The sequence below is a fragment of the Aeromonas sp. JL9 genome (assembly GCF_024436075.1).
In the GTDB taxonomy this organism is placed as follows: domain Bacteria; phylum Pseudomonadota; class Gammaproteobacteria; order Enterobacterales; family Aeromonadaceae; genus Aeromonas; species Aeromonas veronii.
This window is the reverse complement of record NZ_JANFNV010000001.1, coordinates 18,153-44,587: the sequence shown is the minus strand read 5'-3', so window position 1 is coordinate 44,587 and position 26,435 is coordinate 18,153. Positions and strand designations below refer to the sequence as shown.

Below are 26,435 nucleotides of genomic sequence, written 5' to 3'. Positions count from 1 at the left end.
TCGTATCTTGTGTCGGTGATGAGGACAGTAGAAATGCGCAGGCGCTCCATGTCGGCATCTTGTTGAATAATGAGGGGGACATTATAGGGGCCAGCCGCCTGCGGCGACCAGCCCCGTTTTGCGCCCGTTTGTCAGGGTGTGACCCCCATCAGGCTGATATCAGCCTGATATCAAACCGGAGCCAGCCGCTGATAGAGGCTGCGGTAGTAATCATCCGCCAGCAGCTCGTTGTGAGGGGCGCAGAGGCGGATCTGTCCCTCTTCCATCAGGGCAATCCGGTCCATCTGCTCCATCCCCAGCAGACGGTGGGAGATGAGCAGCAAGGTGCGATCTGCCCCAAGCCGGAACAGCAGATCCATGATCTCCCGCTCGGTCTGGCTGTCGAGCCCTTCGGTCGGCTCGTCCAGCAGCCAGAGCGGCGCATTGTGCAGCAGGGCGCGGGCGATACCGATACGGCGACGCTCGCCACCGGAGAGGGGGCGGCCGCCGTCACCGAGCCAGGCGTCGAGGCCCGCCTCATCTTCCAGCAGATTGGCCAGCCCGACCTGGGTCAGCACCGCAATCAGCTGCTCGTCAGAGGCGGTCGGGGCGGCCAGTTTGAGGTTGCCCCGCAAGGTATCGGCAAACAGATGCACCCGCTGGCTCACCACCGAGATGGAGGCGCGCAGCGCCCCTTCGCTGTAGTCGGTGAGCGGCTTGCCACCCAGCAGGATCTTGCCAGCCTGCGGGCTCCACTCTCGGGTCAGCAGCCCCATCAGGGTCGATTTGCCGCAGCCGGTCTGGCCCAGCAGCGCCAGCTTTTCACCGGCGTGCAGTTGCAGGGTGCAGCCACGCAGCACCGGCTGGGGGTTGCCGGGGTAGCCAAAATAGAGGTCATTGATCTGCAGCGCGCCAGCGGTGGCATGGGTCTGCTCGTCGCCCCACACGGGGGCTTTGGCCTCTTGCAGGATCTCGTTCAAACGACGGGCCGAGGTGAGGCTGGTGGATAGGTGCTGGAAAGCCCCCGCCAGCGGCATCAGAGCCTCGAAGCTTGCCAGGGTGGCAAAGACCATCAGTGCGGTAATGGGGTCGGGCGCAGCGCCCGCTACCCCATGACCGGCCAGCCAGAGCATCAGGGTCAGGGTCCAGCCGCTCAGCAGTTGCACCGAGAAGTTGGCCAGCCCGCTTACCTTGGCCATGCGGGCCTGCGCGGCGAGCAGCGCCTGCTCGGCTTGTTGCAGCTCAACCAGCGCCTTGGGGGCGGCGGCAAACATCTGCAGTTCGGCCTGACCATCCAGATAGTCCACCATCCGGGTACGCAGGGTCGATTTTTCGGCAATCAGCGCCTGACCGGGGCGACGGCCGAGGAAGTAGAACACCAGCGGCAGGGCGATCATGCCAAACAGCAGAATGGCCCCCAGGGTGAGGGCGAGGCGACTGTCGAAAAACGACAGGAAGAAGACCAGTCCGGTGGTGCTGAGCAGGGCCGCGCCTATGGGGGTGATCAGCCGCAGATAGACGTGATCCATTGCATCGATGTCGGCCACCAGTCGGTTGAGCAGATCCGCCTGACGGAAACCGGCCAAGGTACCGGTGGAAAGCGGCGAGAGTTTCTGCCAGAACCAGACCCGCAGTCGGGTCAGCACCCTGAAGGTGGCGTCGTGGCTCACGACCCGCTCACCCCAGCGACCGGCGGTGCGGACGATGGAGAAGAAGCGCACCCCGCCTGCAGGGGTCATGTAGTTAAAGGCATGGGTCGTCGCAACTGTCATCCCCGCCACGGCGGCGGCGGAGAGGAACCAGCCGGAGAGGGAGAGCAGCCCCATGCCGGCGGCCAGGGTCACCAGCGCCAGCAGCAAACCAATGGTGAGGCTGAGCCAGTGTTGGCGATAGAGGCGCAGAAACGGCAACAGATCACTCATCGAGAGAACCTCCGGAACGTTGGGAGAGCAGGCGGGCAAAAGGCCCATCCGCCTGACTCAATTGTTGGAAGCTGCCTTGCTCCACCAGCTGGCCATGGGCCAGCACCATTATCTTGTCCATCTTGGTAAGCTGGTCGAGGCGGTGGGTGATCATCAGCAGGGTCTGGCCAGCCATCGCCTGCTCGAGGGTGGTCATGATGGCGCGTTCGGAGTGGCGATCCAGACTGGCGGTTGGTTCGTCTAGCACCATCAGCTGGGTTGATTTGAGCAGGGTTCGCGCCAGTGCTAGACGCTGGGCCTGACCGACCGAGAGGCCACCGGCCTGATCGCCGATCGGATAGTCGAGCCCCTTCTCCATGGCAAATTCCCACGCCTGTGCCCGTTTCAGGGCATCTTCCAGCTCGGCATCGCTGGCCGTTGGCTTGGCCAGCAGCAGGTTGTCGCGCAAGGAGGCGTGGAACAGCTGCGGGTTTTGCGAGAGCCAGCCTAACTGCAGGCGCCACTGGCTCATGTCGAGGGTGGCAAGCTCCTGCCCGTTGACCTTGAGCTCGCCACGATAGGGAGCAAATCCGAGCAGGGCGTTGACCAGCGAGCTCTTGCCTGCGCCGCTGACGCCGATGAGGGCGGTGCGCGAACCGGCTTCCAGGGTGAAGTCGATGGGGCCGACCAGCACCTTGCCTTCGGCGCTCAGCACTTCAAGTCCTTTTGCTTCTACCTTGACTGGGCTGTCGGCATGGAACGGCGCTGTGCCTGCGGCCGGCTCGCTCACCTCGGCTTCTAGGAATTCCAGCAACTGCTCGGCAGCACCGATAGCCTGCGCTTTGGCGTGGTAGTGGGCACCCAGTTCCCGCAGCGGGGCGTAGAACTCGGGGGCGAGAAACAGCACGAACAGGCCGGTAAAGAGGGTGACCTTTACCCCATAGCTACCAAAGTTCAGATGGTCGATATAAGAGAAGCCGAAGTAGACGGCGACCAGCGCGACTGAAATGGCGGCGAAGAACTCCAGCACTGCGGTGCTCAAAAATGCCAGGCGCAGCACCTCCATGGTGCGCTCGCGAAAATCTTCCGAGGCGTCGCGAATGGCGTCACCTTCTGCCTGGGTACGCATAAAGAGTTGCAGGGTACGCAGCCCTTTCAGCCGATCGAGGAAGTGGCCGGAGAGACGGGCCAGCGCCTGAAAGTTGCGGCGGTTGGCATCGGCGGCGCCCACACCTACCAGGATCATAAAGATGGGGATGAGGGGCGCAGTGCCGAGCAGGATCAGACCTGCCGCCCAGTTGACCGGGAACACGGCCACCAGAATGACCACCGGAATAAAGACGGCGATGGCCATCTGCGGCAGATAGCGGGAGAAAAAATCCTGCATGTTTTCAATCTGTTCCAGCAACAGGCTGGCCCAGCTACCGGCCGGGCGGCGCTGGATATAGGCAGGGCCGAGACGACTCAAGCGCGTGAGCACCAGCTGGCGGATGGTCTGGCGCACCGCGCTGCCCGCCTTGAAACTGGCCACTTCGCGGCCGTAGGCCAGCGCCGCTTTGCCAAGCGTCACCAGCAGCAGGGTAATAAAGAGCGTGATGGATTGCTCAGGCGCGGAGCCTTCTATGATAAAGCCGTGCAACAGGGTCGCCAGCAGCCAGGCTTGCGCCACCATCAGAATGCCCTGGCCAAGGCCAAAAGCGATGGATATCGTGATCCAGCGGCGACCGTGACTCGATTGCTTGCGCAACCAGCCATAGAGACGTTTTTGCGTTTTTTTATCCATTACCACCATCCTCGCGTCGAGTGGCGCAAGACTATCCTTGCCGTTTGGCCTTGGCAACCTTGTAAATTATCTGTGTTGAAAATGTTTGATTGAAAAAGCAACCGTCTGTTCAATCCTTGTCCGAACAGATTGATTTATTGAAAAAAGTGGCAGAGGCGCCATTGCGCTCGGCAGCAAAATGCATATAGTAGAAGCCCTGACGCGGGTGTAGTTCAATGGTAGAACGGTAGCTTCCCAAGCTGCATACGTGGGTTCGATTCCCATCACCCGCTCCAAATTTCAGATGCCAAGCGGGCATCGTATAATGGCTATTACCTCAGCCTTCCAAGCTGATGATGCGGGTTCGATTCCCGCTGCCCGCTCCAGCTTCAAAACAAAAAGCCCACTCCTGCGAGTGGGCTTTTTGTTTATCATCTGTCTTGTGCGCCGTTCGACGTCACGCTTACCGTTTCTCAGCTTTAAGGCAAACAGCAGAGACAGAAAAGGCGCCCGAGGCGCCTTTTCAGATCAACAGCGTAGCGGGAGCTTATTCCTGCTCCAGCTCACCACAGAACCGGTAGCCTTCGCCGTGGATGGTGGCGATGATCTCCGGAGTATCGTTGACGCTTTCGAAGTGCTTGCGAATGCGACGGATGGTCACATCGACGGTACGGTCGTGGGGCTTGAGTTCACGGCCGGTCATCTTCTTCAGCAGCTCGGCACGGGTCTGGATCTGGCCCGGGTTTTCGCAGAAGTGCAGCATGGCGCGGAACTCGGAGCGCGGCAGCTTGAACATGTCGCCAGTCGGGCTGACCAGTGCGCGGCTGTTGATATCCAGCGCCCAGCCGTTGAACAGGTAGCGCTCAACCAGCTTCTTCTCTTCGCCACCGGCAGCCACGTTCATGGTGCGGCTCAGCAGGTTGCGGGCACGGATGGTCAGCTCGCGCGGGTTGAACGGCTTGGTGATGTAATCATCGGCGCCGATCTCCAGACCCAGGATCTTGTCCACTTCGTTGTCACGACCGGTCAGGAACATCAGGGCGATGTTGTCGTTCTCACGCAGCTCACGGGCCAGCAGCAGGCCGTTCTTGCCCGGCAGGTTGATGTCCATGATCACCAGATTGATGGTGTGGGAAGTGAGGGCCTGGTGCATTTCGTCGCCGTTGTTGGCTTCGAGCACGATGTAGCCTTCGGCTTCAAAAATGCTTTTCAGGGTATTGCGTGTGACCAGCTCGTCTTCGACGATCAGAATGTGTGGTGTTTGCATGAGTATTCCCAGATTCTTATCAGTTAATTATCTTAAATTTAACACTCTTTGGCGTTTCAAACCGATTTCCTGACTGATCCTGAAAATTTATTACGTCATCCTGGGTATGAGAGTCAGGTCGGAATATCGCGAATTAGGCATCAGTACCGGCAAGTATCCCTGTGCCACTTATAGGTTCCCGACAAGTCTGGTCGAGCAGAGCCTGGAAAGGTCGTCCATTACGAAAGTGGCCGCATTTTATCAGTTAACAGGAGCATAACAACACTCTTTGCCGTCAGATAGCAACTTTTTAACTCTGATTTGATATAGGTCAAACCCTGGTACAGCTGCATCATACTTGGCCTGAACCGGGTTTTCGCCCCTACAAAATGTAATGGAATGTAACATGTGATTGACATGAATTTGTGGGAAAGCTACAAGAAAATCTGCTTTATAGCGCCATTTGAGCCACCAGACTGGTCTGCTTTTGCCATCATCACAGCCTGGAATCCGGCCAGCCAGTGGGTCACACAACGACGCAATATACGGCGGGAACGGGCGCTGTGGCGCCATCTGACCGTGGATTTGCAGGTACCCGTAGTGGGGCCGTTTTGGGGATCTGACCCGGACGAACGCTGGCAGGAGTCATCGCTGGCGGTGGCGCTATCCCTGCCACAAGCTCGTCAGCTGGCAGCGAGTTTTGGCCAGAATGCTCTCTACTGGGTGGACGATGGCCAGCTCTGGCTGACACCGGTATTGACGGATAAATCAGCAGTTTGCTTGGGCAATATTGAATCCTTCTGGATTGCCAGAAACCTTGCCTGATGAAAGAATGAACACCTTCATGCATCTGAAAGGAATCAAATCATGCTGGATCTCCTGCCCGACCTCTGCGATCAACATGGCGACTTGCTGCAAGTGGCTGACCCGGTGTTTCAGGATTTTGGCGGCAAGGCCATCTTCTATGGTCGCGCCGTAACGCTCTCCTGTTATGAAGACAACAGTCTGGTGCGGGATCTGGTGACCCGCCCCGGTCACGGCAAGGTGATGGTGATCGACGGCGGCGGTTCGCTGCGCCGTGCGCTGCTTGGCGATCAACTGGCGGTCAAGGCGGTGGAGCAGGGGTGGGAGGGGATCCTGATCCACGGCGCGGCGCGGGATGTGGGCACCCTGGCGACATTGGCACTCGGGGTCAAGGCGCTGGCGGCCTGTCCGGTCAAGACCGAGAAGCGGGGATTGGGAGAGCTGGGTACCGTGGTCAGCTTTGCCGGTGTGACCATCCACGAAGGGGATTACGTCTATGCGGATCGCAACGGCGTGGTGGTGAGTGCCACGCCGCTGATCTGATTCAGAAGTTGAAATCGACCCCTAGGCTCAGCGCCTGATCGGCAGTGATGGCGCTGACGCCGTAGTTGGCGGTGAGGGAGAGTCTGGGTGTCAGCAGTAGGCTGGAGTTGAGCTCCAGCAGGGTGCTGGCCTTGTTGAGATCGAGATGCTTGATCTGGCTGCCGATATTGAATGCCGGAGAGAGCTGGTAGCGTACCCCCGAACTCATATTGAAACCGGATGTGCGATTCTGATCCGCCACCGCCGGGCCCGCTTCCATAAAGAGGGTCACATCATCCACCACCGGATATTGATAGCCGCTATTGACCAGCCAGAGATCAAAACTGTCGCTGTGATGGCTATGGCCATTGAGCAGCACACCCGAGTAACTTTTGACATAGAGAGACGGGTTGGATTGCGGCTGAACCACTGCCCAGTCGGCGGCCTGAACAGCCATGCTGGCGCAGGTTGCAAGCAGTGTGATGATGAGCGATTTGACCATTCGTTTCCCCTCCCTGGGTCCGGAACTGAGCCTAAGCATGGCACATGCCAGCTGGTAGTAAAGTGAAGCGAGATCACAATAAAATCCTTTGGCATGGGCGCCAGCCATGATAAACAGGCTGCCGTATTGATGGCTCTAATCATTAAGAGGTGAATCCATGAACAAGAAACTGACTCTGCTGGCCGCGCTGGCACTGGGAGGCTGCGCAATGGCAACAGGTTCCAGCATGGCTCAACTGCAAGCATCCAGCTGGCAGCTGCAAGGCGCCACCGGCGATACCTTCACCCTGCAAGTGGTCGACGGCAAGGTGGCGGGCAAGGGCGGCTGCAACCGCTATTTTGGCGGTATCACCAAACAGGGTGACGGTGTCTTGACGCTGGGCGCCATGGGCTCCACTCGCATGATGTGCATCGGCGACGCCATGAACAAAGAGACCGAGTTCCTGCAAAAGCTGGAGAAGGTGGCAACCTACTCCATCAACGGCAACCAGCTGACTCTGAGCGATGCCAACAAGGCGGCCCTGCTCACCTTCAACGCTGTGCCAGCTGCCAAATAAGGCACGCGTTCGTCTGATTGCCCCGACAGCTCTGACTGTCTGATACACGCCCTCCCTCTGGAGGGCGTCTGTTTATCTGCGATGAACCCTGTGTGGTCATCCGCGATTGTTGTTCACTCGTCGATTCTCCAGTCGGCCCGCTTTGATGCCAGAACCTCGTATCTTCGCTTCGGTACGTATCTTGATCATTTCAATAATTCTTGTATAGTTGAAATGAAAAGGTCGCACCAAGGGGAATGAAGATGAACAAAGAGATGGCCACCAAGGTCTTTGAATCGCTGGCATCCGGCATCCGGCTCGATGTATGGCGGCTGCTGGTGAAGGCCGGGCTGGAGGGGCGGGTCGCCGGTGAACTGGCCAGCGAGCTCGATATTGCCCCCAATACCCTCTCGTTTCACCTCAAGGCGATGCTCAACACTGGTCTGCTGTCGGTGGAGCAGGAGGGGCGCTTTCTGCGCTACCGCGCCAATATTCCCCTGATGCTGGATGTGATCGCCTACCTCACCGAGGAGTGCTGTGCCGGTCATCCCGAGGCGTGCGGTGTGATGCGTGCCGAGTCAGCCTGCTCCCCCCATGTTCTGCCTGCGCAGCCCTGCTGCAACAAGGAGTAATGCCATGTCCTCCATTCAGATTTTTGATCCCGCCCTCTGCTGCTCCAGCGGTGTCTGCGGTACCGAGGTTGATCAGGCACTGGTCACCTTCGCAGCCGACCTTGCCTGGGCAAAGGAGCAGGGAGTTGCCATCGAGCGTTTCAATCTGGCCCAGCAGCCGATGCAATTTGCCGAGACACCTGCCGTCAGCGCTTTTCTGACCCACGCCGGGGAGGAGGGATTGCCACTGGTGCTGGTGGAGGGACAGGTGGTGTTGACCGGCCGTTATCCGAGCCGCAGCGAGCTGGCCCGTTATGCCGGGCTGCCTGCGCCACAAGCGGCCATCAAGGGGATCGTCAAGGGCGGCTGCTGCTCTGGCAGCGGTTGCTGCTGAGTCGCGACGCACCATTCGGGAGAGGCTATGTACCATTTTCTGACCAATCCACCGCCGTTTCTTTTCTTCACCGGAAAGGGCGGGGTGGGCAAGACCTCGCTGGCCTGCGCCAGTGCGGCGGCTCTCTGTGATATTGGCAAGCGCGTACTGCTGGTGAGCACCGACCCTGCCTCCAACGTGGGGCAGGTGTTTGCCACCGAGATCGGCAATCGCGTCACCGCCATCGCCGCTGTGCCCGGTTTGTCGGCGCTGGAGATAGATCCCCCCGCGGCGGCCAAAGCTTATCGGGAGCGGATTGTCGGGCCGGTGCGCGGCAAGTTGCCCGAGAGCGTGGTGCGCAGCATCGAGGAGCAGCTCTCCGGCGCCTGCACCACCGAGATCGCCGCTTTTGACGAATTCACCGCCCTGCTGACCGACCAAACGCTGCTGGCGGAGTATGACCATATCGTCTTTGATACGGCCCCAACCGGCCACACCATCCGGCTGCTGCAACTGCCGGGCGCCTGGAGCGAATTTCTGGAGCAGGGCAAGGGGGATGCCTCCTGCCTCGGCCCGCTGGCGGGGCTGGAGAAACAGCGCAGCCAGTATGCCGAGGCGGTCGCCGCCCTGGCTGATGCTGCCAGCACCCGCTTGGTGCTGGTGGCGCGGGCCCAGCAATCCACTCTGCGGGAAGTGGCTCGCACCCACGAGGAGCTGGCTGCCATCGGCTTGCTGAATCAGCAGTTGGTGATCAATGGCCTCTTCCCCGAAGGCGCCATTGCCGGAGATCCGCTGGCAATGGCGCTCTGGCAGCGCGAGCAAGAGGCTCTCGCTCAGATGCCGCAGGGGATAAAGGGGTTGGCGCAGGATCATATCCCGCTGCTGGCCACCAATCTGGTGGGGGTCGACAGTTTGCGCCAGCTGCTGCAATCAGAGGGAAGAGCCGCTCAATTCTCGACCGCACACTCCACAGTCAAGCAAGCCCAGCCCGAGTTGAGTTCGCTGGTGGACGAGCTGGCCGCCGACGGTCACGGCCTTATCATGCTGATGGGCAAGGGCGGGGTAGGCAAGACAACCTTGGCGGCCGCCGTGGCGGTGGAGCTGGCGAGCCGCGGCCTGCCGGTGCACCTCACCACCTCGGATCCTGCCGCGCACCTGAGCGAGACCCTGGCAGGTAGCTTGCCCCATCTTGAGGTGAGCCGCATCGACCCCCACGCCGAGACCGAGCGTTACCGCGCCCAGGTGCTGGCCACCAAGGGGGCGGCCCTGGACGAGCAGGGGCGGGCACTGCTGGAGGAGGACTTGCGCTCCCCCTGTACCGAGGAGATTGCCGTGTTTCAGGCTTTCTCGCGCATTATTCGCGAGGCGGGCAAGCGCTTCGTGGTGATGGATACTGCCCCCACTGGCCACACCCTGCTGCTGCTCGACGCCACCGGCGCCTACCACAGGGAGATCGCTCGCCAGATGGGAAACAAGGGGCTGCACTTCACCACCCCCATGATGCAGTTGCAGGATCCCAAGCAGACCAAGGTGTTGATTGTGACGTTGCCCGAGCCGACGCCAGTGCAGGAGGCGTCCAATCTGCAGGCCGATCTGCGCCGGGCCGGTATCGAGCCCTGGGGCTGGCTCATCAACCACAGCTTGCAGCAAGCTGCGGTCAGCTCGCCGCTGCTGCAACTGCGGGCCGAGCGCCAGTTGCCCCATATCGAGGCGGTCGAGCAGCAACATGCCAGCCGCTACGCCGTGGTGCCGCTGCTCGCCGAGGAGCCGGTGGGGCCCGATGCCCTGCGCCGCCTCTGCCAGCACCATTGAGTCGCCGTCCCGGTCTGCTGCCGGGGCGGTTTGAATATGCCGTTACTTGTTATAAACCCGTGTTTTGAACCAATAGAAGATGCGGAATTGCGCCGCATCGGGAGCTGTGATGTCTGCAACATGTGATGCCAAGGCCGTGCCTGCCATCGGCTTTTTTGAACGTTATCTGACCGCCTGGGTCGCCCTCTGCATTCTGGTGGGAATTGGCCTCGGGCAGGGGTTGCCGGATCTCTTCAAGGCGATCGGTGCCATGGAGGTGGCCAAGGTCAACTTGCCGGTGGGGCTGCTGATCTGGGTGATGATCATCCCCATGCTGCTCAAGATCGACTTTGGCGCCCTGCATCAGGTGAAGGGCCACATGAAGGGGATTGGGGTCACCCTCTTTATCAACTGGCTGGTCAAGCCCTTCTCCATGGCCTTCCTCGGCTGGCTCTTTATCCGCGTGCTGTTTGCCGACTGGCTGCCGGCGGATCAACTCGACAGTTACGTAGCGGGCCTGATCCTGCTGGCGGCGGCCCCCTGCACCGCCATGGTGTTTGTCTGGAGCCGCCTCACCAACGGCGATCCCTACTTCACCCTGTCGCAGGTGGCGGTGAATGACCTCATCATGGTGTTTGCCTTCGCGCCGCTGGTGGCGCTGCTGCTCGGAGTCTCCAGCATCATAGTGCCGTGGGATACCCTGCTCACCTCTGTGGTGCTCTATATCGTCATCCCGGTCATCATCGCCCAACTGCTGCGCAAGGCTTTGCTGAAAAAGGGTGAGGCCCATTTTGACGGCGTCATGACCCGCATCCAGCCCTGGTCGGTGGCGGCCCTGCTGCTCACTCTGGTGCTGCTGTTCGCCTTTCAGGGCAACGCCATCATCGAGCAGCCGCTGGTTATCGCCCTGTTGGCGGTGCCCATCCTGATCCAGGTGCTGTTCAACTCGGGATTGGCTTACTGGCTCAACCGCAAGGTGGGGGAGAAGCATTCGGTCGCCTGTCCTTCCGCCCTGATCGGTGCCTCCAACTTCTTCGAGCTGGCGGTGGCCGCCGCCATCAGCCTGTTTGGCTTTCACTCCGGCGCGGCGCTCGCCACCGTGGTCGGGGTGCTGATCGAGGTGCCGGTCATGCTGCTGGTGGTGCGGGTGGTTAACGCCAGCAAACCCTGGTACGAAGCGGGGCTGAGCCGTTAACTGATGGCCGCTAACAGATGGCGCGAACTGATGCTATCCATTTTCTATTCACTTGATTAATGAGAGACACGCAAATGAGTGCAATCACCATCTATCACAATCCGGAATGTGGTACCTCCCGCAACACCCTGGAGCTGATCCGCAACAGCGGCGTGGAACCCACCGTCATCCACTATCTGGAGACGCCCCCCTCCCGCGACCAGCTGGTGGCGCTGATCGCCGCCATGGGTATGCCGGTGCGCGATCTGCTGCGCATGAACGTGCCCCCCTACGAGGCGCTCGGTCTGGCGGAAGATCGTTTCAGCGATGATGAGCTGATCGATGCCATGCTGGCTCATCCCATCCTCATCAACCGCCCCATCGTCGTCACGCCGCTTGGCACCAAACTGTGCCGTCCGTCGGAAGTGGTGCTCGATATTCTGCCCGATCAGCAAAAAGGGGCCTTCGCCAAAGAAGATGGCGAGCAGGTGGTGGATGCGAGTGGCAAGCGCCTCAAGTAATCATCTGAACGCTCAAGTACGGATTGAAACAGGGCCAGCGTCACGCTGGCCCTGTTTCGTTGTGTGAACAAGTTGAAAAAGTTACTCCGGCCAATCGTTTTACCGCTTTTTCTGTGACGATGATCACTGTACCATCGCCGCCCGACCTGCCACTCGGCCGCATCTCCCCCTGCGACGGCGCTGGCGTCACCCGATACATGCTGTCACCCGGAACGTGAATGACCCCAGGATGGGACCCGCCACTAACCTGTAGGTTTGTGGTCTGCGTGTCGCGTGGGTCGGCACCTCTCCCGCCGGATCGCCCGCGACGCCTGTCTGCAGACTTGCCATATGAAACTCCTCTCTTCATAGGTGCAAGATGACACTGTTATTGAGTCTGGTCGGCATGCTGGCCCTGATGTTTATCGCCTGGTTGGCCAGTGAAAACCGCCGCGCTATCCGCTGGCGAACCGTGCTGGGTGCGCTCGCCCTGCAAACCGGTTTTGCCGCTCTGGTGCTCTATTTCCCCCCCGGACAAATCATGCTCGGTGCCATGAGTAATGGCGTCTCCGCCCTGCTCGGCTTTGCCGACAGCGGCATCCGTTTCGTGTTTGGCGATCTCGCCAGCAACGGCTTTATCTTCGCCGTGCGGGTGCTGCCGCTGGTGATCTTTATCAGCGCGCTGATCGCTGTGCTCTACCACTTCGGCATCATGCAGTGGGTGATCCGGGTATTGGGCGGCGCCATTCACCGTCTGCTCGGCACCAGCCGCGCCGAATCCCTGGTGGCCACCGGCAATATCTTCTTGTCGCAAGGGGAGTCGCCGCTGCTTATTCGCCCCTTCCTCGCCGGTATGACCCGCTCCGAGCTCTTTGCGGTGATGACCTGCGGCATGGCTTCGGTGGCGGGCTCGGTGCTGGGCGGTTACGCCGGTCTGGGTGTGGATCTGAAATACCTCATCGCCGCCTCCTTTATGGCGGCGCCGGGTGGCCTGCTGATGGCCAAACTGCTGGTGCCGGAGCAGCAGCAGGTGAGCGATCAGACCGAGATCACCCTCGACAAGAGCGACTACAGCAACGCCATCGATGCGCTGGCGGGCGGCGCCATGGGCGGCATGAAGATCGCGGTGGCCATCGGCACCATCCTGCTCGCCTTTGTCAGCGTCATCACCATGATCAACGCCGGTCTCACCACGGTCGGCGAGTGGTTCGGCTGGGCCGATCTCTCCCTGCAGCAGCTGCTGGGTTACTTGTTTGCCCCGGTGGCCTGGCTGATTGGCGTGCCTGCCAACGAGATGATGGCGGCAGGCTCCCTGATTGGTCAGAAGGTGATCATGAACGAGTTTGTCGCCTATCTGGACTTCGCCAATATCAAGGCGGATCTGAGCGCCCACACCCAGATCATCATCACCTTCGCGCTGTGCGGTTTTGCCAATCTGGGTTCCATTGCGGTGCAGCTTGGTTCCATCGGCACCATGGCGCCGGAGCGCCGCCACGACGTGGCGAGCCTCGGCTTCAAGGCAGTGCTGGCGGCGACCCTGGCCAACCTGATGAGCGCCACCCTGGCCGGGATCTTTGTCTCCCTCCGATGAGATAAAGCCAGGCTGCGCCAGTAAAAAAGCGCTCGCCCCATCTGGGGCGGGCGCTTTGCTTTATGGGCAGAGAGCTAGCGAGCGTTCGCTTCTCCCAACCTTGGGTTGAGGGAGAGGATCCGGGTCTTGCTGACCCGGTGGCGATAGATCTCCCGCAGATAGAGCAGCGCCTTTTTCACCGATTCACGGCTGAGGCGAATATCGTTGATGGAGACGAACTTCTCTTTTTCGCGGATAAGCTCCCGATATTTCTTCTCATACATGGGCTTGATGGCGTACCAGTTGGTATCGAGGATCTTGGCCGGGTTCTCGAACTCGTTGAGCATGCTGTCGAGCAGCGTATCGTTCCACTCCTCATTGCAGATCATCTCGATCACCGCCTTGTCCAGATGCTCATCGAAGCGATAGTGATCCTTGGCAAAGCAGCGCTTGATAAAGGCCACGATCAGGGTCAGGAAGTCATCGCTCAGGCAGGGGCTCTTGACGATCAGGGTGGTGAGGGAGATGTTGGCCGACGCCCCGATGACCAGCGCATAGCGCTTGAGGGTGGTATTGGGGAAGAGCCCGTTGAGGTGAGACTTGAGCCGGTTGAGATCCATATAGGAGAGCTTGTACTCCTTGGGCAGGGAGATGATCGACACCACAGAGGAGCAGTTCTTGAAGAAGTGCAGCTCGTTGAGGTGGGCCGGGTCATGACCACTTTTCACATAGTCGTCCAGATACTCCCGATAGTTGCCCGCCTCGATGGGCAGCAGACTGATCCCCTCGATGGCCTGGGTCATCTTGTTGAAGTGGGGCAGCTCGATGGAACGGGTGAAGAGATCGTCCACATTGAGCCCATCCTCCTTGTCAAACAGGCCGCCGGGGGGTGAGATGGACTCGGCATACGCCACCGCCACCGGCCCCGCCAGACTCATAAAGAGGTCGTTGGCATCGAGTCGAATGGTCTCGCTGATGTCGATGCCCGCCCGGCGAAAGTAGTTCTCGTCGTAGTCGGTGGTGACGGCCTGGGCGGTAAGAATGTTGAAGATCTGCTGTGAGATGTATTGGTTGGCGTACTTCTCCATGGTGTTGACGTCAACGTGCTGGATCTCGCCATCGTCGCTCTCTTCGGCGTAGCGCATGATGTCGTTGGAGATCAGCATCATGGCATTCCAGGGCCTGATCCGCTTGAGCATGCTGGCATCGCAAGCCTGCTCGTTGTCGAAGTGATAGGAGAAGTCCCACTCCTCGGCCAGATACTTGCACAGCAAACGCCCCGCGTTGATGTGCAGCGCTTCCGAGATCTCGATACCCCGATCACAGATATTGGGCAGGATGCAGATGCCGCTGGTGAAGATGGGATCGAACATGAAGTGCTCCCCGAGGGAGAGGTGCTCCTCCTCTTCTGACGGGGGTGAAAAGGTCTTGCTCATGTAGGAGTACTGCTGGGCCAGCCCGAACTCGGAGGCCATGCCGGAGCCGGTACCGCCCCCGGCACTGAAGATGTAGAAATAGAGGCGGGACTGGTTGGCCTTGATGCCGCAGGAGTCCACCAGATAGGTATGAATGGCCTGCCACTCGGAGTTGGCGAAGTAGTGGGGGCTCTTGTTGAGGATGATCTTGGCCAGATACTGGCCAAGGATAGGGGCGTTACCCGCGCCTCCCGCGTGGATCTCCGACAAGTCCATCACCCGCATCTTGGCGTAATCACGCAAGGAGCCACCTTCGCCGCTGCGATTGGAGTGGCGGATGCGGCCATCGATGTCCTTGTCCAGATCCCCCAGCATCACCATGGGCTCGATCAGAAAGACCGGCCGGGCCCCGTTGTTTGGCAGCCGCAGATTGCGCCGGATCCAGCTTACCGGACCAAACTCCTTCTCCCGCTTGCGTTGCTCTTCACTGTTGAACTCATTGAGATAAAAGCTGCGGGCGTTGTAGACCAGCGAGGCCACATCCTGCGCGATGTTGGAGCCGCAGCGCCCCAGCCCCACCAGACAGACGGACGGAAAGTTGTGGGGCACGGCGGCGCCCGTTTCGCTCTCTCCGATGGCGGCCGGAAACACCGCGTGGCGCAGCTGTTCCAGATTGGCGAGAATGCGGGCCAGATCCCCTTCGGTGTAGTAGAGGTAACGGTTGCCTGCGTCCTGCTCATCATCCGTGCTGATAGGTAGCAGATCGATATGCTCGGTCATGAAAAAAGATCCCTCTTGGCGGCGAATGTATATAAATCAGCAGCTTTGGACTGCCCGGTAACTCTAGATGATAAAAAGCGGGGGCGCGGTGAGAGGAGGGCGAGAGTTGTGACTGTGTGATCATGGACACAGCCACGCGCCGTAAATCTGCCGGTACCCCGCCCTGGACGGATTGGGCAACGGCGCCCCATTCCCCTGAAAGGGGGGACGATCAGACTCAACAACGTGTTGGCCGCGTGCCGGATGATCCCGCTCTGAGCGGCCTGTTTCCCTTGCGCTGGCGTGGTGGAATAAACACGAAAAAGAATTTTTAGATTGGTTTTCCTATTTTCAATCGATTATTTGATTGGGCAGTAACGGCATTAGCGGTGTCAGATTAGGGGAGCAGGTTGGCCAACGCGCCGTCAGCCAGTCTTTACGCGGTCACACAAGGAGACACTCTGATGGAAACACTTGACCAGAAAATCGACACCATGCGAGAAGCATTTATGCAGCAGGAGCGCAAACAGGCCCACGACAAGTGGCAAGCCAGGGTCGAGGAGCTGCTACAGATACGGGGTGAGGAGAGACAACCGGAGGAGCAGGAAGAGTAGTGCTCGCTCCCGGGCGAAAGTTGAGGTAGCGAACGCTTCGTATCGGCTACCCGTTATCTACCACCGATAAAAAAACCACCGACCTTTTGCAGGTCGGTGGTTTTTTTATGGATTGCGGCCGATTGGCTGCCCTCACTTCCGGGCCGAGCAATGGGGTCACATCTAGGGGCGTAGGGATGCGCCTACTTCGAATGGGTGATGGGCTCTTCGGAGAGCAACTCGTTAACGAGTCCTGCAGCCAGATGAATATTCGACTCCATCTTGTCGCCGTCCACCGCATTCTCTTTCCACGATTCGGGGGCTTCGGGGTGTGGCCCGGAAACGGCCACCTTGCCTTTGCCGTATGAGCTGATCAGCGCGGCAATCTGATGGTTTTGAAAATGGGCGACGACCTTGACTTGCTCTGGGCTTGGCACCGGCCTAAATTGCGGGCCGGCCTGGTAATACATCTGGCGCTCTTCACCAAGCCAGTTGATCGGGAAGATCCTGGCGCTAAAGTCGCCGTCATAATCATCGGATGTCGCAGGGACAAGGCCCAGCGCTGGCACAAAGCCCTCTTCTTCAGACCAGCCGGTGGATGCCACAAATGCCCCCCCACAGATCCCTAGATAGCGGCCACCGCTTAGCAAATAGGTTTTTAATGCCGAACGCGCGTCCGTGGTGAAGGCGTTGAGGAGCGGCTCAACATCGTCCTCAGTACCGCCAACGATAAACAGCCTGGCATTATCGAGCTCTGCAGGCAGCGCCTCGATATTGGAGAGATACCTGACCGGCAAGCCCACCTGCTTGACCACATCTGCAATCGCTCTGGTGCTATCCCCATCAGAAACCGGCCCGTTATAGATCAGCGCGTACGGCTCTTGCTGCGGCTGCGCAGAGGCTGCCTCTGCCATGCATCCTGTCATTAACCAAAGGCTGATAACGCTCGCAATCAGCCTGATGCTTTTTGAAAAATTCATCGCTGCCACTATCCCTGTGATGTGAACCGAAGAGACTACTTAGCACGATCCCGTTCTGCATGTCAGCCGCAGTTAAATGAACATTTCAAGTTAACGTGCCAAGGCTGATTGGGCCTGCGTTCGACACACAACGAACGAGCCAATACAGAAGGGACAAACGACAGAAGCTCGGCCCCGGCTTAGGGGGCCCGTGTAACAGCCATTTTCATCACTTTCTGAGTGACGCCTCTTATGGCTGATGGATAAGGATTCGAGGGGGAATACAGCAACATAAGAGTGGGCACTTCACCTTCACTTCACCGAGCGGGGGTAGGGTAGGCTCACGTTTTCAGTTGGAGCTTCACCGTATGCCCACCATAGTCACCCACGCCGCCGTGCCTCTCTGCCTTGGACTCGGGCTTGGCAGCCGGATTATCCCGCCCCGCTTGCTGCTGGCGGGGGCCGCCATCGCCATGCTGCCCGATGCCGATGTGCTTGCCTTTAAACTGGGGGTCGCCTACGGCCATGTCTTTGGCCACCGCGGCTTTACCCACTCATTGCTGTTCGCCTTTGCCCTGCCCACTCTGGCCATGCTGTTTCACCGCCAGTTAAGGGCCCGCGCTGCCACCGTCTGGGCGTTTCTGCTGGTCTCTCTGCTCTCCCATAGCCTGCTCGATTCCCTCACCACCGGCGGCAAGGGGGTTGGCTGGCTCTGGCCGTGGCGTGACGATCGTTTCTTCGCCCCCTGGCAGGTGATCCGGGTCGCCCCCTTCAAGCTGGAGGCCTATCTCACCGCCCGAGGCGAGGCGGTGCTCCTCTCCGAGCTCTACTGGGTCTGGCTGCCGGGGGTTGTATTGATGCTGGTGTTGATGGGATGGCGGGTGTGGGGCAGGGCGTGGTAGTGGTGGAGTTGGGAAGGGGGGAATATATCGTGGGTGAGCCAAAAATAAAAAATTGAATATCCATCTATTGTGTTAAAGATGGGCGCTCTAATTTTTATTTGCCAGTGCGCTTTTGGTATACCCTTTTGCCACTTAACGTTCAGCTCAGCGGCGCACTCCTTTGGCACGTCCGCTGGAGTTATTTATTAGTGAATTGCTATCTAAAAAATCTCCCGCCAAATCAAGTACAGAGCGGATTTTTGAGACATCATTGTTCAGTTGGACAAACCATCGTTCGTAAACATCCCCACACTCAGAAAACATCTTTCTGAGTGCATCATTTTCAGCCTCCATGACGATCTCGTACACGTAGTTGGTATCATAATTATGAGCGTCCACATAAAATGATTGCACTTTTGCATTTGAAAAAACTCGATTAGACTTTTCCACTAGCTCTGCTGATAGGGCTGCCAATTCATTCGATAGAACCATAGGGTTTTCTTGGGATGCATCGCCAATTCTTTTTACCGCATTGGTAAACTGAGATGGGTCATCATCATGAATTTCCAGAAAGTCGGCATTGTCTACAATCGACTGATCTATTTCCTTTTTGAGGTTCAATAGCTGGCCGTAAACTTCCACCCTTTTTGAAAATAAATCCTGATAAATCTCTTTTGAAATTGAGGTATATGTTTCGTACTTCAAAAATTCAGATTGTAGCTGTGCCTTAATTCGCTCTATGTCAGCGGTGTACTGATTCTTCAATGCTTCTATTTCTTTGGCTCCGGTGTCTTTAACATGCTGGAGCTCTTTGCTGCTTTCTGATTTGAATGATTCAAGTTGTAACTTATTTTTTGCCAGCTCGCCTTCTACGATCCTCCTAGTGCTTATGTGAGCTAACCAACCGACCATAGCAACGAGTACGACAGATACTCCGCCAAATGGAATTAGCACTAGCCGAATGATTTCGTTAATTTCCATATGTGATGCCTTTCAAACGCTAAAGATTAAGTTAAAGAGCTGGATTTAGTTGGTGCTAGTGAGCAAAATGAATGACTTAGGTGCATTGCTGGCTTTATTTTTTACTGCGGGTTTGCGGGAATAGGTTGCGAGCAATTATATATAAAAGTCCTATGAATTGAATGGGGGTTTCAATAATTAGGGCTGTGATTGCTATTTCTGAAACACCCCAATTATACATTGCATCTAACACAACTATCGCGTAAGAGGCAACTGTAAAAATACAGGTTAGGATGAGGAAGGTAATGCCAAAGTTTACCTTTAACTTTCTGTCAAGCTCGTTTGTTAAGAGTGTGTCGAAGGTCTCCGGGTCAACATCTAGCTTGGCTAGCTCTCGCATTAGCTCTGTTTTCTCTTCAGCCAGAGACTTCTTTTTCTCGCTTGAAATAACAATTTCTGGGAATTGGAGAAAATTTGTAGTCATTATGTGTGCCACCGCTTTAGCTAATAGCGGTGTAGTAACTTTTGTAAGGGTTACTATGTTGTCTGCAATGGAGTCACCCGCTGGTTCTTTTCCATTTCTTGCTGTTTCATTGATGTTTTCATCAGTCACAGGGTTTCCCTAATGAAGTTAACGCATTAATAACGAGCGAGACTCTTATGAGGTCGGCGCCGTTGGTTATTCGTTGTGTTTTATTTTGGCCACAAGACATTAGCTGCTGAAACCGGTGCTCTAAATTCTATTTTTGGAATCTTATTTAAGAACCCGCAAGAAGTATCGTAAATAGCATTACACCTTCTTTTGCCGAACCTGTCTGGTTCACAATTTAGACCTGAACCATGGTGCTCCCAGTAAAGTACATGCTGAGAAGTAGATATTTCAGAGGGATTAAATGTAAAGACTATATTTGTTCTTTTCTGTTTTTTCTTCTCTTGAACTACATAATGTATATGATAGCCCATGCCATGATTTTCATTAATTAGCCCCTCATCCTTTATTTTAGCTAATGTTACCAAACAGTAGAATGCAATCGGATAGTTTTCTTCAGATATTAAAGATCTCTCTCTTCTCAATTCTAAGTTGTAGTCAATACCAAAGCTCATTGAGGCCAACTCACTGTATGTAAGCAGTTTTACTGCACTTTGTATTTCTTTATCGATCTCATAAAAGAATTCCTCTCCTCTTTCAGTGAGAATTATCTCAAGTTTCTGTTCAAGTATTTCTAAGAAATCATATGTATTATAATAATAGTGAGCTCTAATTTCTTGGGGGTAATCAAGATCAAATCTCGATGCCAGAAATTTGAGCGCTTTCCATTGTTGCCTAGACCAGAACATCGAAAATCTCCTATAAATTTAACCGTGATTAGATGTGGGTGGATACTAACACGACAGCGTGGTTTTCCATATATCTCTACTTTGCATTGATGGTTATCACGAAAATTGAATTAAAGCATTATCAGTCTGTCTCTGATATTTTAGCGCATTAGCTTGACCTCCTTTGCTACTTCCTCATTACCACTGTATAAAAACTGAACTGTGACGCCCACCTTTTTATGTACAGACCCTGCACCTTGCTCAGAATACTGGCACCCTATTTTTAGGGGTGTTCATTTAATCGCCAATATAGCTGAGGCTGTGGCGAAAACTGCAGATACAATAGCCATGGAAATACTGGCGTAGCGGAAGTATTTCTCGTTGTCTTTATCTTGTTCAATGTGATCAACCAAGTTATTTATCCATCTATATGACAGCCCTATTGGTATGCCTACAAAAAATGTCAAAATCAAGCTGACACTTTGCACATTGAAGTCAGCAACCCCCGTGAACGGAAAGTTAATAAACTCAAACAATTTTATGGTGACTGGATCTGAAATATATCCCACGTAAAATCCGACAAACACAATTGAAATGGATGTCATGATAACTGGCTTTTTTAAAAACGACTTGGCAAATACAGGCTTGTATGCGGGTAAATGTTTTGCTAATCCAAAATAGACAGATAAAACGCCAAACCAAGCAGACGCTATTGCTGATACAGCTGACAACATTATTCAGTTTCCTAAAATTATAAGTTCGTTTTTTTTCGCAAAAAATACTCTAAAATAAAGTCTCGCATGTGGATGCTGAGCGAAGTGAAGCCCAACGTTTACCGCGAAATATATTTGTAAATCAGTTTTACTGATCTGCCACATCCATATTTATCCCGCGTTGGTTGGCGTAATAATGCTCACCTGCTGGGCTTCGCTCTGCATCCACCTACAAAAACCCACGCTACCGCCCCTGAGTGACAGCTCCCAGTTCGCTGTTGTTAACCTGCGAGATAGTAACAATCGCTGTCATGGCGTTCTTCCGAGAGGTTGATTGTCATTCGGGTATCTTAAGGGCGAGGGGGGGGCGTTGAGAAGCGTGTTTTGGCGGGAATCAGTGTTGGATCAATAAATTAGTCATTAAGACGTGGGCTGATTGAGCATCTTGCTTGGCTGGAGATGCACCATCCCCTCATCCCAGCCCTCTCCCGGAGGGAGAGGGGGCTTGTTCACTGTTGCACGGTAGCCTCACGCGGGCACGGTTTTGATCCCCCTCTTATTCGCTGAGGTGAGTCCTCTTGTTCAGGCCGTGAGACAGGATGCCGAGCGAGCGGCGCTGGGCCATGGACGGCCCATCGGCGCGTGCCGTTGGACAGGAGGATGAGCCGAAGGTACCCGACGTCAGTCGGGCGAATAAGCGGGGGAGAAGACTTTTGGTGTGATTTGCTAAAGAGAGTGGGTCTTTCCAAAGTCACTCGCCCACGCCCGAAGGGCGGGCGAAACCCTGTCGAGGGCGGCGCCCTCGTGTCCTGCGTGGCGAAGCCGCGCCATAGCATCAGCATCAATTCCGCGAACGTCTGATTACGCTTCGCTAATCAGACCTACAAGGGTGGCACCAACCAGGGATGGTGGATAACAAAGGGAGCCCGCTTGGGCTCCCTTGCTTGTCATGGGGGTGGGCGTTTGACTGAACGCTTAGCGCAGGGTCGCGGCCTTCATCCCTTCCACAAACTCTTTCAGACGGGTGAGCATATGTTCCGGGTTTTGGTGGTGGGTCTCGATGATCTTCACCACGGCTGAGCCGGAGATGGCACCGGCGGCGCCAGCGGCAATGGCTTCACGCACCTGAGCCGGTTCGCTGATGCCAAAGCCGAGCAGGGCGGGGGGGGCGTTGAACTCGCGCAGGGTATTGATCAGCCCCTCCACCGGCATGCCGGCCTTGGTCTCGGCACCGGTGACACCGGCGCGGCTCACCAGATAGGTGTACCCATTGCCGAGCTCCGCCACCTGTTTCAGGGTCTCGGCGTCGCCATTGGGCGGGGCGATAAAGATGCTGTCGATGCCGAACTTGTCGGCGGCCGCCTTGTAGGGGGCGCACATCTGCACCGGCACGTCGGCGACCAGCACCGAGTCCACGCCCGCCTGCTGGCACTTCTCGTAGAAGCCGTCAATTTTGCGCACATAGACCAGGTTGGCGTAGACCAAGAGGCCAATGGGCAGCTGCGGGTACTTGGCGCGGATGCGGCCAAGCAGCTCGAAGCAGTCGTCCGGGGTGGTGTGGCTGGCAAACGCGCGCAGAGCGGCGCCCTGAATGGTGGGGCCGTCCGCTACCGGATCGGAGAAGGGAATGCCGAGTTCGAGGGCATCGGCGCCCCCTTCGACCAGCGCATCGACGATGGCCAGCGACAATTCGGGGGTGGGGTCACCCAGCATCACGAACGGCACAAAGGCGCCCTGATTGGCCGCGTCCAGACGGGAGAAGAGTTGTGCGTAACGGTTCATGACAAGGTTCCTTCTTTTTCAAAGATGTCGGCAACGGTGAAGATATCTTTGTCGCCACGGCCGGAGAGGTTGACGATGAGCACCTGCTCTTTTTCCGGTTCACTGCGGGCCATCTTGAGGGCGTGGGCCAGTGCGTGGGAGGACTCCAGCGCGGGTATGATGCCTTCGGATTTGGCCAGCTCCTGGAAGGCATCCAGCGCCTCCTTGTCGGTCACCGAGGGGTACTCGGCGCGGCCGATGGCGGCCAGATGGGCGTGCTGCGGGCCAACGGAGGGGAAATCGAGCCCCGCCGAAACGGAGTAGGACTCCTGAATCTGGCCCTGATTGTCCTGCATCAGGTAGGAGTGCATGCCAAAGAAGACCCCCTTGCTGCCGTGACCGAGCGGCGCACCGTGCTCGCCGCTCTCGATACCGTGACCGCCCGGCTCGACGCCGATCAGGCGCACCGACGGCTCATCGATAAAATCGGCAAACATGCCGATGGCGTTGGAACCGCCGCCGACGCAGGCGATCACCGCATCGGGCAGCCGCTCCTCCTTCTCGAAGCACTGGGCCTTGGCCTCTTCGCCGATCATCTTCTGGAACTCCCGCACGATAGTGGGGAAGGGGTGCGGGCCCGCGGCGGTGCCGAGCAGGTAGTGGGCCGACTCGTAGTTGGCGGCCCAGTCACGCAGCGCCTCGTTGCAGGCATCTTTCAGGGTGCTGGAGCCGGAGTGCACCGGAATAACGGTAGCGCCCATCAGCTTCATGCGAAATACGTTGGGCTTCTGGCGCTCGCAATCCTTGGCACCCATATAGACCCGGCACTTGAGGCCGAGCAGGGCGCAGGCCAGTGCCGTCGCGACGCCATGCTGACCGGCGCCGGTCTCGGCGATGATCTCGCTCTTGCCCATCCGCTTGGCGAGCAGGGCTTGACCCAGCACCTGGTTGGTCTTGTGGGCGCCGCCGTGCAGCAGATCTTCACGCTTCAGATAGAGGCGGGTCTTGGTGCCCTTGGTCAGATTGCGGGTCAGGGTGAGGGGGGTCGGGCGGCCGGCATACTCGGTCAGCAGGGACTGAAATTCGGCGATAAAGGCGGGATCATCCTTGGCATCGACGAAGGCTTTTTCCAGCTGGAGCAGGGCCGGGATAAGGATTTGGGGTACATACATACCGCCAAATTCACCGAAAAACGGGTTGAGCAGGGTCATGGCTTCTTCCTTGTATTAGCTAAATCGAAACATCAAAAAGGGTTGCGTTACAGGTTGCGCAGTGCGCCGAAGGCGGCTGCAATCTTGTGCGCATCCTTCTGGCCCGGGGCACTCTCCACCCCGGAGTTGAAATCAAGGCCGAGGCAGCCCACTTGCGCCGCCTGCAGGGCGTTGTCGGGATTGAGGCCGCCCGCCAGCATCAGCTTGGCTTTATCGAGATGGGCCAGCAGGGCCCAGTCGAACGCCTGACCGGTGCCGCCGCTCTGGCTGCCGACTTTCGTATCCAGCAGCAGGCGATCGGCCGGGTAGTCGAGGGCGGGCAGCGGCTCGCCGCTTGTGACTCCGATTGCTTTCCAGATCTGGCAGCCGGTTGGCAGCAGCGCGCGCAGTTCTTCGATATAGGCGGCATCTTCATCGCCGTGCAGCTGGACTGCGGCTAGTCCCAGCGCATCCACCGTCTTGGCAATGGTGGCGGGCTGGGCGTTGCGAAATACCCCAACGTAAGAGAGCGGCGCTCCCGCCATCACGGCGCGGGCGGCAGGGATGTCCACATAGCGCGGGCTTTTCGCCACAAAGATAAGACCGCCAAACACCGCGCCCGCCTGATGGGCAGCGGCGGCATCCTCGGCGCGGGTCAGGCCGCAGACCTTGTTCTGACCCAGTACCAGCTTGCGCACAGCCGCTTCCAGATCCGGCTCGGCCATCAGGGATGAGCCCACCAGAAAGCCCTTGGCGTGGTGGCGCAGATCCGCTACCTGGGCGCGATGGTTGATGCCGGACTCGCTGATCACCACCCGATCGCTCGGAGCTTTTTGTGACAAGATGTTGGCCAGCTGTTTGGTACGGTTGAGATCGACGCTGAGGTCGCGCAGATCCCGGTTGTTGATGCCAATCACCGGCGCCCCCAGCGCGATGGCGCGGGTCAGCTCCTCCTCGTTGCTCACCTCGGTGAGTACGCCAAGGCCCAGCTCTTTGGCGACCGCGAACAGGGCGCGATAGCCCTCGTCGGTGAGCACCGAGAGCATCAGCAGGATGGCGTCAGCCTGATAGTGGCGGGCCAGATAGACCTGATAGGGGTCAATCATGAAATCCTTGCAGAGCACCGGCTGCGATACGCGGCTGCGCACCCGCGGCAGGAAGGCAAAATCCCCCTGAAAGAACTTCTCGTCGGTCAGCACCGAGATGGCGGTGGCGTATTTGCCATAGATGTCGGCGATGTCCTCCGGGCTGAAATCGTCGCGGATCAACCCCTTGGAGGGGGAGGCCTTCTTGCACTCCAGAATAAAGCGGGTGGAGCCCGCCTTGAGCGCCCCGACGAAATCCCGATCGCTCGGGGTCAGCGCGCTCTGGAAGCTCTCCAGCGGTTGGGCCAGCTTGCGGGCGGCAACCCACTCCTGTTTGGCCGCCACGATCTTGCCGAGAATGGTCTGGCTGATGGAGGCCATGTTCAGAAATGCATGGGGGGCAATAAGGTCTGACATCTCGTTATCCTTGCGAAACTGGCTCTTGCCCTGTGGGCGTTCTGAATGACTGCTGTGCAATGTGGTGGCTGACATCATGCCTCCTGATGGCCCGCTTCCTGATGGCTCAAAGTGGCCAGCTGAGCGGCCAGATCCGCAGCCTTGCCGCTCGCCAGCACCGCCAGCACCTCGGCCGCCGCGCTCTTGAGGTCTGTCGCCTTGCCCGCCATCAGCAGCAGCGGCGCCACATTGGCGGCAATGGCGGCGTTGTGGGCCGGGGTGCCACGCCCTTCCAGAATGGCGGCGGTGATGGCGCGGTTCTCTTCAGGCTCACCACCCTGAATGGCACTGACCGGATAGGTCTCCAGGCCAAAGTCAGCCGGGGTGAGCAGAAATTCGCGGATCTCGCCGTCACGGATCTGGGCCACCTGGGTCGGGCCGTGGATGGCAATCTCATCCAGCCCGGCACCGTGCACCACCATACCGGTTTTCAGCCCCAGTGCCAGCAGGGTTTCTGCAATGGGACGCACCAGCTCGGGGGCATAGACCCCCATCAGCTGATAGGTGGGGCGAGCGGGGTTGATAAGCGGCCCCAGTACGTTGAACAGGGTGCGGGTCTTGAGGGCTTGGCGCACCGGCATGGCGTGGCGCACGCCGGCGTGGTACTGGGGGGCGAACAGGAAGCAGATGCCGAGTTCGTCCAGGCAGCGGCGCGCCTGTGCCGGGCTCATGTCGAGCTTGATGCCCATCTTGTCGAGCAGATCGCTCGACCCCGACTTGCTCGAGACCGAGCGGTTGCCGTGCTTGGCCACTTTCAGGCCGCAGGCGGCGGCGACCAGCGCCGAGGTGGTGGAGACGTTGATGGTGTTGAGGCCATCGCCACCGGTGCCGACGATGTCGCAGAACTCGTAATCCGGACGCGGGAAGTCGCGCGCTTCTGCCAAAAGCGCCTCGGCGGCGCCGGCGATCTCCTCCGGGGTCTCTCCCTTGATCTTGAGGGCGGTCAGGAGACTGGCGAGCACGATGGGGTCCACTTCGCCACGTACCACCTGACCGAAGGCGTCGCGGGTACTTTCACGGCTCAGAGACTGACCCTGATAGAGGGTGTTGAGATGTTGATGCATGTTGGTCTCCTT

Annotated in this window: 25 protein-coding genes and 2 tRNA genes; 13 read left to right on the top strand and 14 right to left on the bottom strand. The window is 57.8% G+C overall.

Annotated features, from left to right (window positions below):
* Window positions 1–170: 170 nt before the first annotated feature.
* Window positions 171–1,901 carry a cysteine/glutathione ABC transporter ATP-binding protein/permease CydC gene (gene cydC / locus NOM06_RS00220; protein WP_255909050.1) on the bottom strand — a complete coding sequence of 577 codons (1,731 nt, stop codon included), beginning with the start codon at window positions 1,899–1,901 and terminating at the stop codon, window positions 171–173.
* A complete protein-coding gene (cydD, locus tag NOM06_RS00215; RefSeq protein ID WP_255909042.1) occupies window positions 1,894–3,663 on the bottom strand; it encodes a cysteine/glutathione ABC transporter permease/ATP-binding protein CydD in 1,770 nt (589 codons plus the stop codon). Before cydD ends, cydC begins: the two co-directional genes overlap by 8 nt.
* Window positions 3,664–3,864: 201 nt before the next feature.
* Between cydD and NOM06_RS00210 the strand changes: the two genes are divergently transcribed.
* Window positions 3,865–3,938 (top strand) — tRNA-Gly (locus NOM06_RS00210).
* Between the two features lie 15 nt (window positions 3,939–3,953).
* Window positions 3,954–4,028: transfer RNA gene (locus NOM06_RS00205), tRNA-Gly, on the top strand.
* Window positions 4,029–4,189: 161 nt separating this feature from the next.
* Here NOM06_RS00205 and arcA read toward each other — a convergent pair.
* Window positions 4,190–4,909 (bottom strand): two-component system response regulator ArcA, encoded by a 720-nt coding sequence (gene arcA, locus NOM06_RS00200; protein WP_005338193.1) that lies wholly within the window; start codon window positions 4,907–4,909, stop codon window positions 4,190–4,192.
* Between the two features lie 396 nt (window positions 4,910–5,305).
* Between arcA and NOM06_RS00195 the strand changes: the two genes are divergently transcribed.
* Together NOM06_RS00195 and NOM06_RS00190 are read left to right on the top strand one after the other, a co-directional pair.
* Window positions 5,306–5,713, top strand: coding sequence for a DUF3293 domain-containing protein (locus NOM06_RS00195; RefSeq protein WP_255909446.1), 408 nt, complete (start codon window positions 5,306–5,308; stop codon window positions 5,711–5,713).
* 42 nt (window positions 5,714–5,755) lie between these two features.
* Window positions 5,756–6,235, top strand: coding sequence for a putative 4-hydroxy-4-methyl-2-oxoglutarate aldolase (locus NOM06_RS00190; RefSeq protein WP_255909040.1), 480 nt, complete (start codon window positions 5,756–5,758; stop codon window positions 6,233–6,235).
* 1 nt (window position 6,236) lies between these two features.
* Here the strand turns inward: NOM06_RS00190 and NOM06_RS00185 are convergent, their stop codons facing one another.
* Window positions 6,237–6,716 carry a hypothetical protein gene (locus NOM06_RS00185; RefSeq protein WP_255909038.1) on the bottom strand — a complete coding sequence of 160 codons (480 nt, stop codon included), beginning with the start codon at window positions 6,714–6,716 and terminating at the stop codon, window positions 6,237–6,239.
* A 157-nt stretch (window positions 6,717–6,873) separates the two neighbouring features.
* On the opposite strand from NOM06_RS00185, the gene NOM06_RS00180 reads away from it, so the two are divergent.
* The 7 genes from NOM06_RS00180 to NOM06_RS00150 all read left to right on the top strand — a co-directional run bounded on the left by NOM06_RS00180 (window position 6,874) and on the right by NOM06_RS00150 (window position 13,291).
* Entirely contained in the window at window positions 6,874–7,272 is a 399-nt protein-coding gene (locus NOM06_RS00180; RefSeq protein WP_005359119.1) for an META domain-containing protein, read from the top strand.
* 242 nt (window positions 7,273–7,514) lie between these two features.
* Complete coding sequence (locus NOM06_RS00175) at window positions 7,515–7,883, top strand: helix-turn-helix transcriptional regulator (RefSeq protein ID WP_005338181.1); 369 nt, start codon at window positions 7,515–7,517, stop codon at window positions 7,881–7,883.
* Window positions 7,884–7,887: 4 nt separating this feature from the next.
* Window positions 7,888–8,256, top strand: coding sequence for an arsenite efflux transporter metallochaperone ArsD (gene arsD, locus NOM06_RS00170; protein ID WP_005347398.1), 369 nt, complete (start codon window positions 7,888–7,890; stop codon window positions 8,254–8,256).
* 27 nt (window positions 8,257–8,283) lie between these two features.
* On the top strand, window positions 8,284–10,047 hold the full coding sequence (arsA, locus tag NOM06_RS00165; protein WP_255909036.1) for an arsenical pump-driving ATPase: 1,764 nt from the start codon (window positions 8,284–8,286) through the stop codon (window positions 10,045–10,047).
* A gap of 109 nt (window positions 10,048–10,156) precedes the next feature.
* Window positions 10,157–11,221 (top strand): ACR3 family arsenite efflux transporter, encoded by a 1,065-nt coding sequence (gene arsB, locus NOM06_RS00160; protein ID WP_005338173.1) that lies wholly within the window; start codon window positions 10,157–10,159, stop codon window positions 11,219–11,221.
* A 74-nt stretch (window positions 11,222–11,295) separates the two neighbouring features.
* Window positions 11,296–11,721 (top strand): glutaredoxin-dependent arsenate reductase, encoded by a 426-nt coding sequence (gene arsC / locus NOM06_RS00155; protein ID WP_255909033.1) that lies wholly within the window; start codon window positions 11,296–11,298, stop codon window positions 11,719–11,721.
* Window positions 11,722–12,079: 358 nt separating this feature from the next.
* Window positions 12,080–13,291: a NupC/NupG family nucleoside CNT transporter gene (locus NOM06_RS00150; RefSeq protein WP_255909031.1), complete on the top strand. Its 1,212-nt coding sequence runs from the start codon at window positions 12,080–12,082 to the stop codon at window positions 13,289–13,291.
* Window positions 13,292–13,365: 74 nt separating this feature from the next.
* Here the strand turns inward: NOM06_RS00150 and NOM06_RS00145 are convergent, their stop codons facing one another.
* Complete coding sequence (locus tag NOM06_RS00145) at window positions 13,366–15,465, bottom strand: hypothetical protein (RefSeq protein ID WP_236321622.1); 2,100 nt, start codon at window positions 15,463–15,465, stop codon at window positions 13,366–13,368.
* 443 nt (window positions 15,466–15,908) lie between these two features.
* Between NOM06_RS00145 and NOM06_RS00140 the strand changes: the two genes are divergently transcribed.
* A complete protein-coding gene (locus tag NOM06_RS00140; protein WP_005338159.1) occupies window positions 15,909–16,058 on the top strand; it encodes a hypothetical protein in 150 nt (49 codons plus the stop codon).
* A gap of 182 nt (window positions 16,059–16,240) precedes the next feature.
* On the opposite strand, the gene NOM06_RS00135 is transcribed toward NOM06_RS00140, so the two are convergent.
* Window positions 16,241–17,017 carry a BPL-N domain-containing protein gene (locus NOM06_RS00135; RefSeq protein WP_255909029.1) on the bottom strand — a complete coding sequence of 259 codons (777 nt, stop codon included), beginning with the start codon at window positions 17,015–17,017 and terminating at the stop codon, window positions 16,241–16,243.
* A gap of 347 nt (window positions 17,018–17,364) precedes the next feature.
* Between NOM06_RS00135 and NOM06_RS00130 the strand changes: the two genes are divergently transcribed.
* Window positions 17,365–17,898: a metal-dependent hydrolase gene (locus tag NOM06_RS00130; protein WP_255909027.1), complete on the top strand. Its 534-nt coding sequence runs from the start codon at window positions 17,365–17,367 to the stop codon at window positions 17,896–17,898.
* Window positions 17,899–18,042: 144 nt separating this feature from the next.
* Here NOM06_RS00130 and NOM06_RS00125 read toward each other — a convergent pair whose 3' ends face one another.
* From NOM06_RS00125 to trpD, 8 genes are all read right to left on the bottom strand, one after another.
* A complete protein-coding gene (locus NOM06_RS00125) occupies window positions 18,043–18,858 on the bottom strand; it encodes a hypothetical protein (protein WP_255909025.1) in 816 nt (271 codons plus the stop codon).
* 94 nt (window positions 18,859–18,952) lie between these two features.
* On the bottom strand, window positions 18,953–19,450 hold the full coding sequence (locus NOM06_RS00120) for a hypothetical protein (RefSeq protein ID WP_255909023.1): 498 nt from the start codon (window positions 19,448–19,450) through the stop codon (window positions 18,953–18,955).
* Window positions 19,451–19,530: 80 nt separating this feature from the next.
* A complete protein-coding gene (locus NOM06_RS00115; protein WP_255909020.1) occupies window positions 19,531–20,175 on the bottom strand; it encodes a hypothetical protein in 645 nt (214 codons plus the stop codon).
* 272 nt (window positions 20,176–20,447) lie between these two features.
* Complete coding sequence (locus NOM06_RS00110; RefSeq protein ID WP_255909006.1) at window positions 20,448–20,888, bottom strand: hypothetical protein; 441 nt, start codon at window positions 20,886–20,888, stop codon at window positions 20,448–20,450.
* Window positions 20,889–21,842: 954 nt separating this feature from the next.
* Entirely contained in the window at window positions 21,843–22,649 is an 807-nt protein-coding gene (gene trpA / locus NOM06_RS00105; RefSeq protein ID WP_075115669.1) for a tryptophan synthase subunit alpha, read from the bottom strand.
* Window positions 22,646–23,839 (bottom strand): tryptophan synthase subunit beta, encoded by a 1,194-nt coding sequence (gene trpB / locus NOM06_RS00100; protein ID WP_005347359.1) that lies wholly within the window; start codon window positions 23,837–23,839, stop codon window positions 22,646–22,648. The genes trpA and trpB overlap by 4 nt, the downstream gene beginning before the upstream one ends.
* Window positions 23,840–23,886: 47 nt before the next feature.
* Window positions 23,887–25,395 carry a bifunctional indole-3-glycerol-phosphate synthase TrpC/phosphoribosylanthranilate isomerase TrpF gene (trpCF, locus tag NOM06_RS00095; protein ID WP_255909004.1) on the bottom strand — a complete coding sequence of 503 codons (1,509 nt, stop codon included), beginning with the start codon at window positions 25,393–25,395 and terminating at the stop codon, window positions 23,887–23,889.
* Window positions 25,395–26,423, bottom strand: coding sequence for an anthranilate phosphoribosyltransferase (gene trpD / locus NOM06_RS00090; protein WP_255908989.1), 1,029 nt, complete (start codon window positions 26,421–26,423; stop codon window positions 25,395–25,397). The genes trpCF and trpD overlap by 1 nt, the downstream gene beginning before the upstream one ends.
* Window positions 26,424–26,435 lie beyond the last annotated feature (12 nt).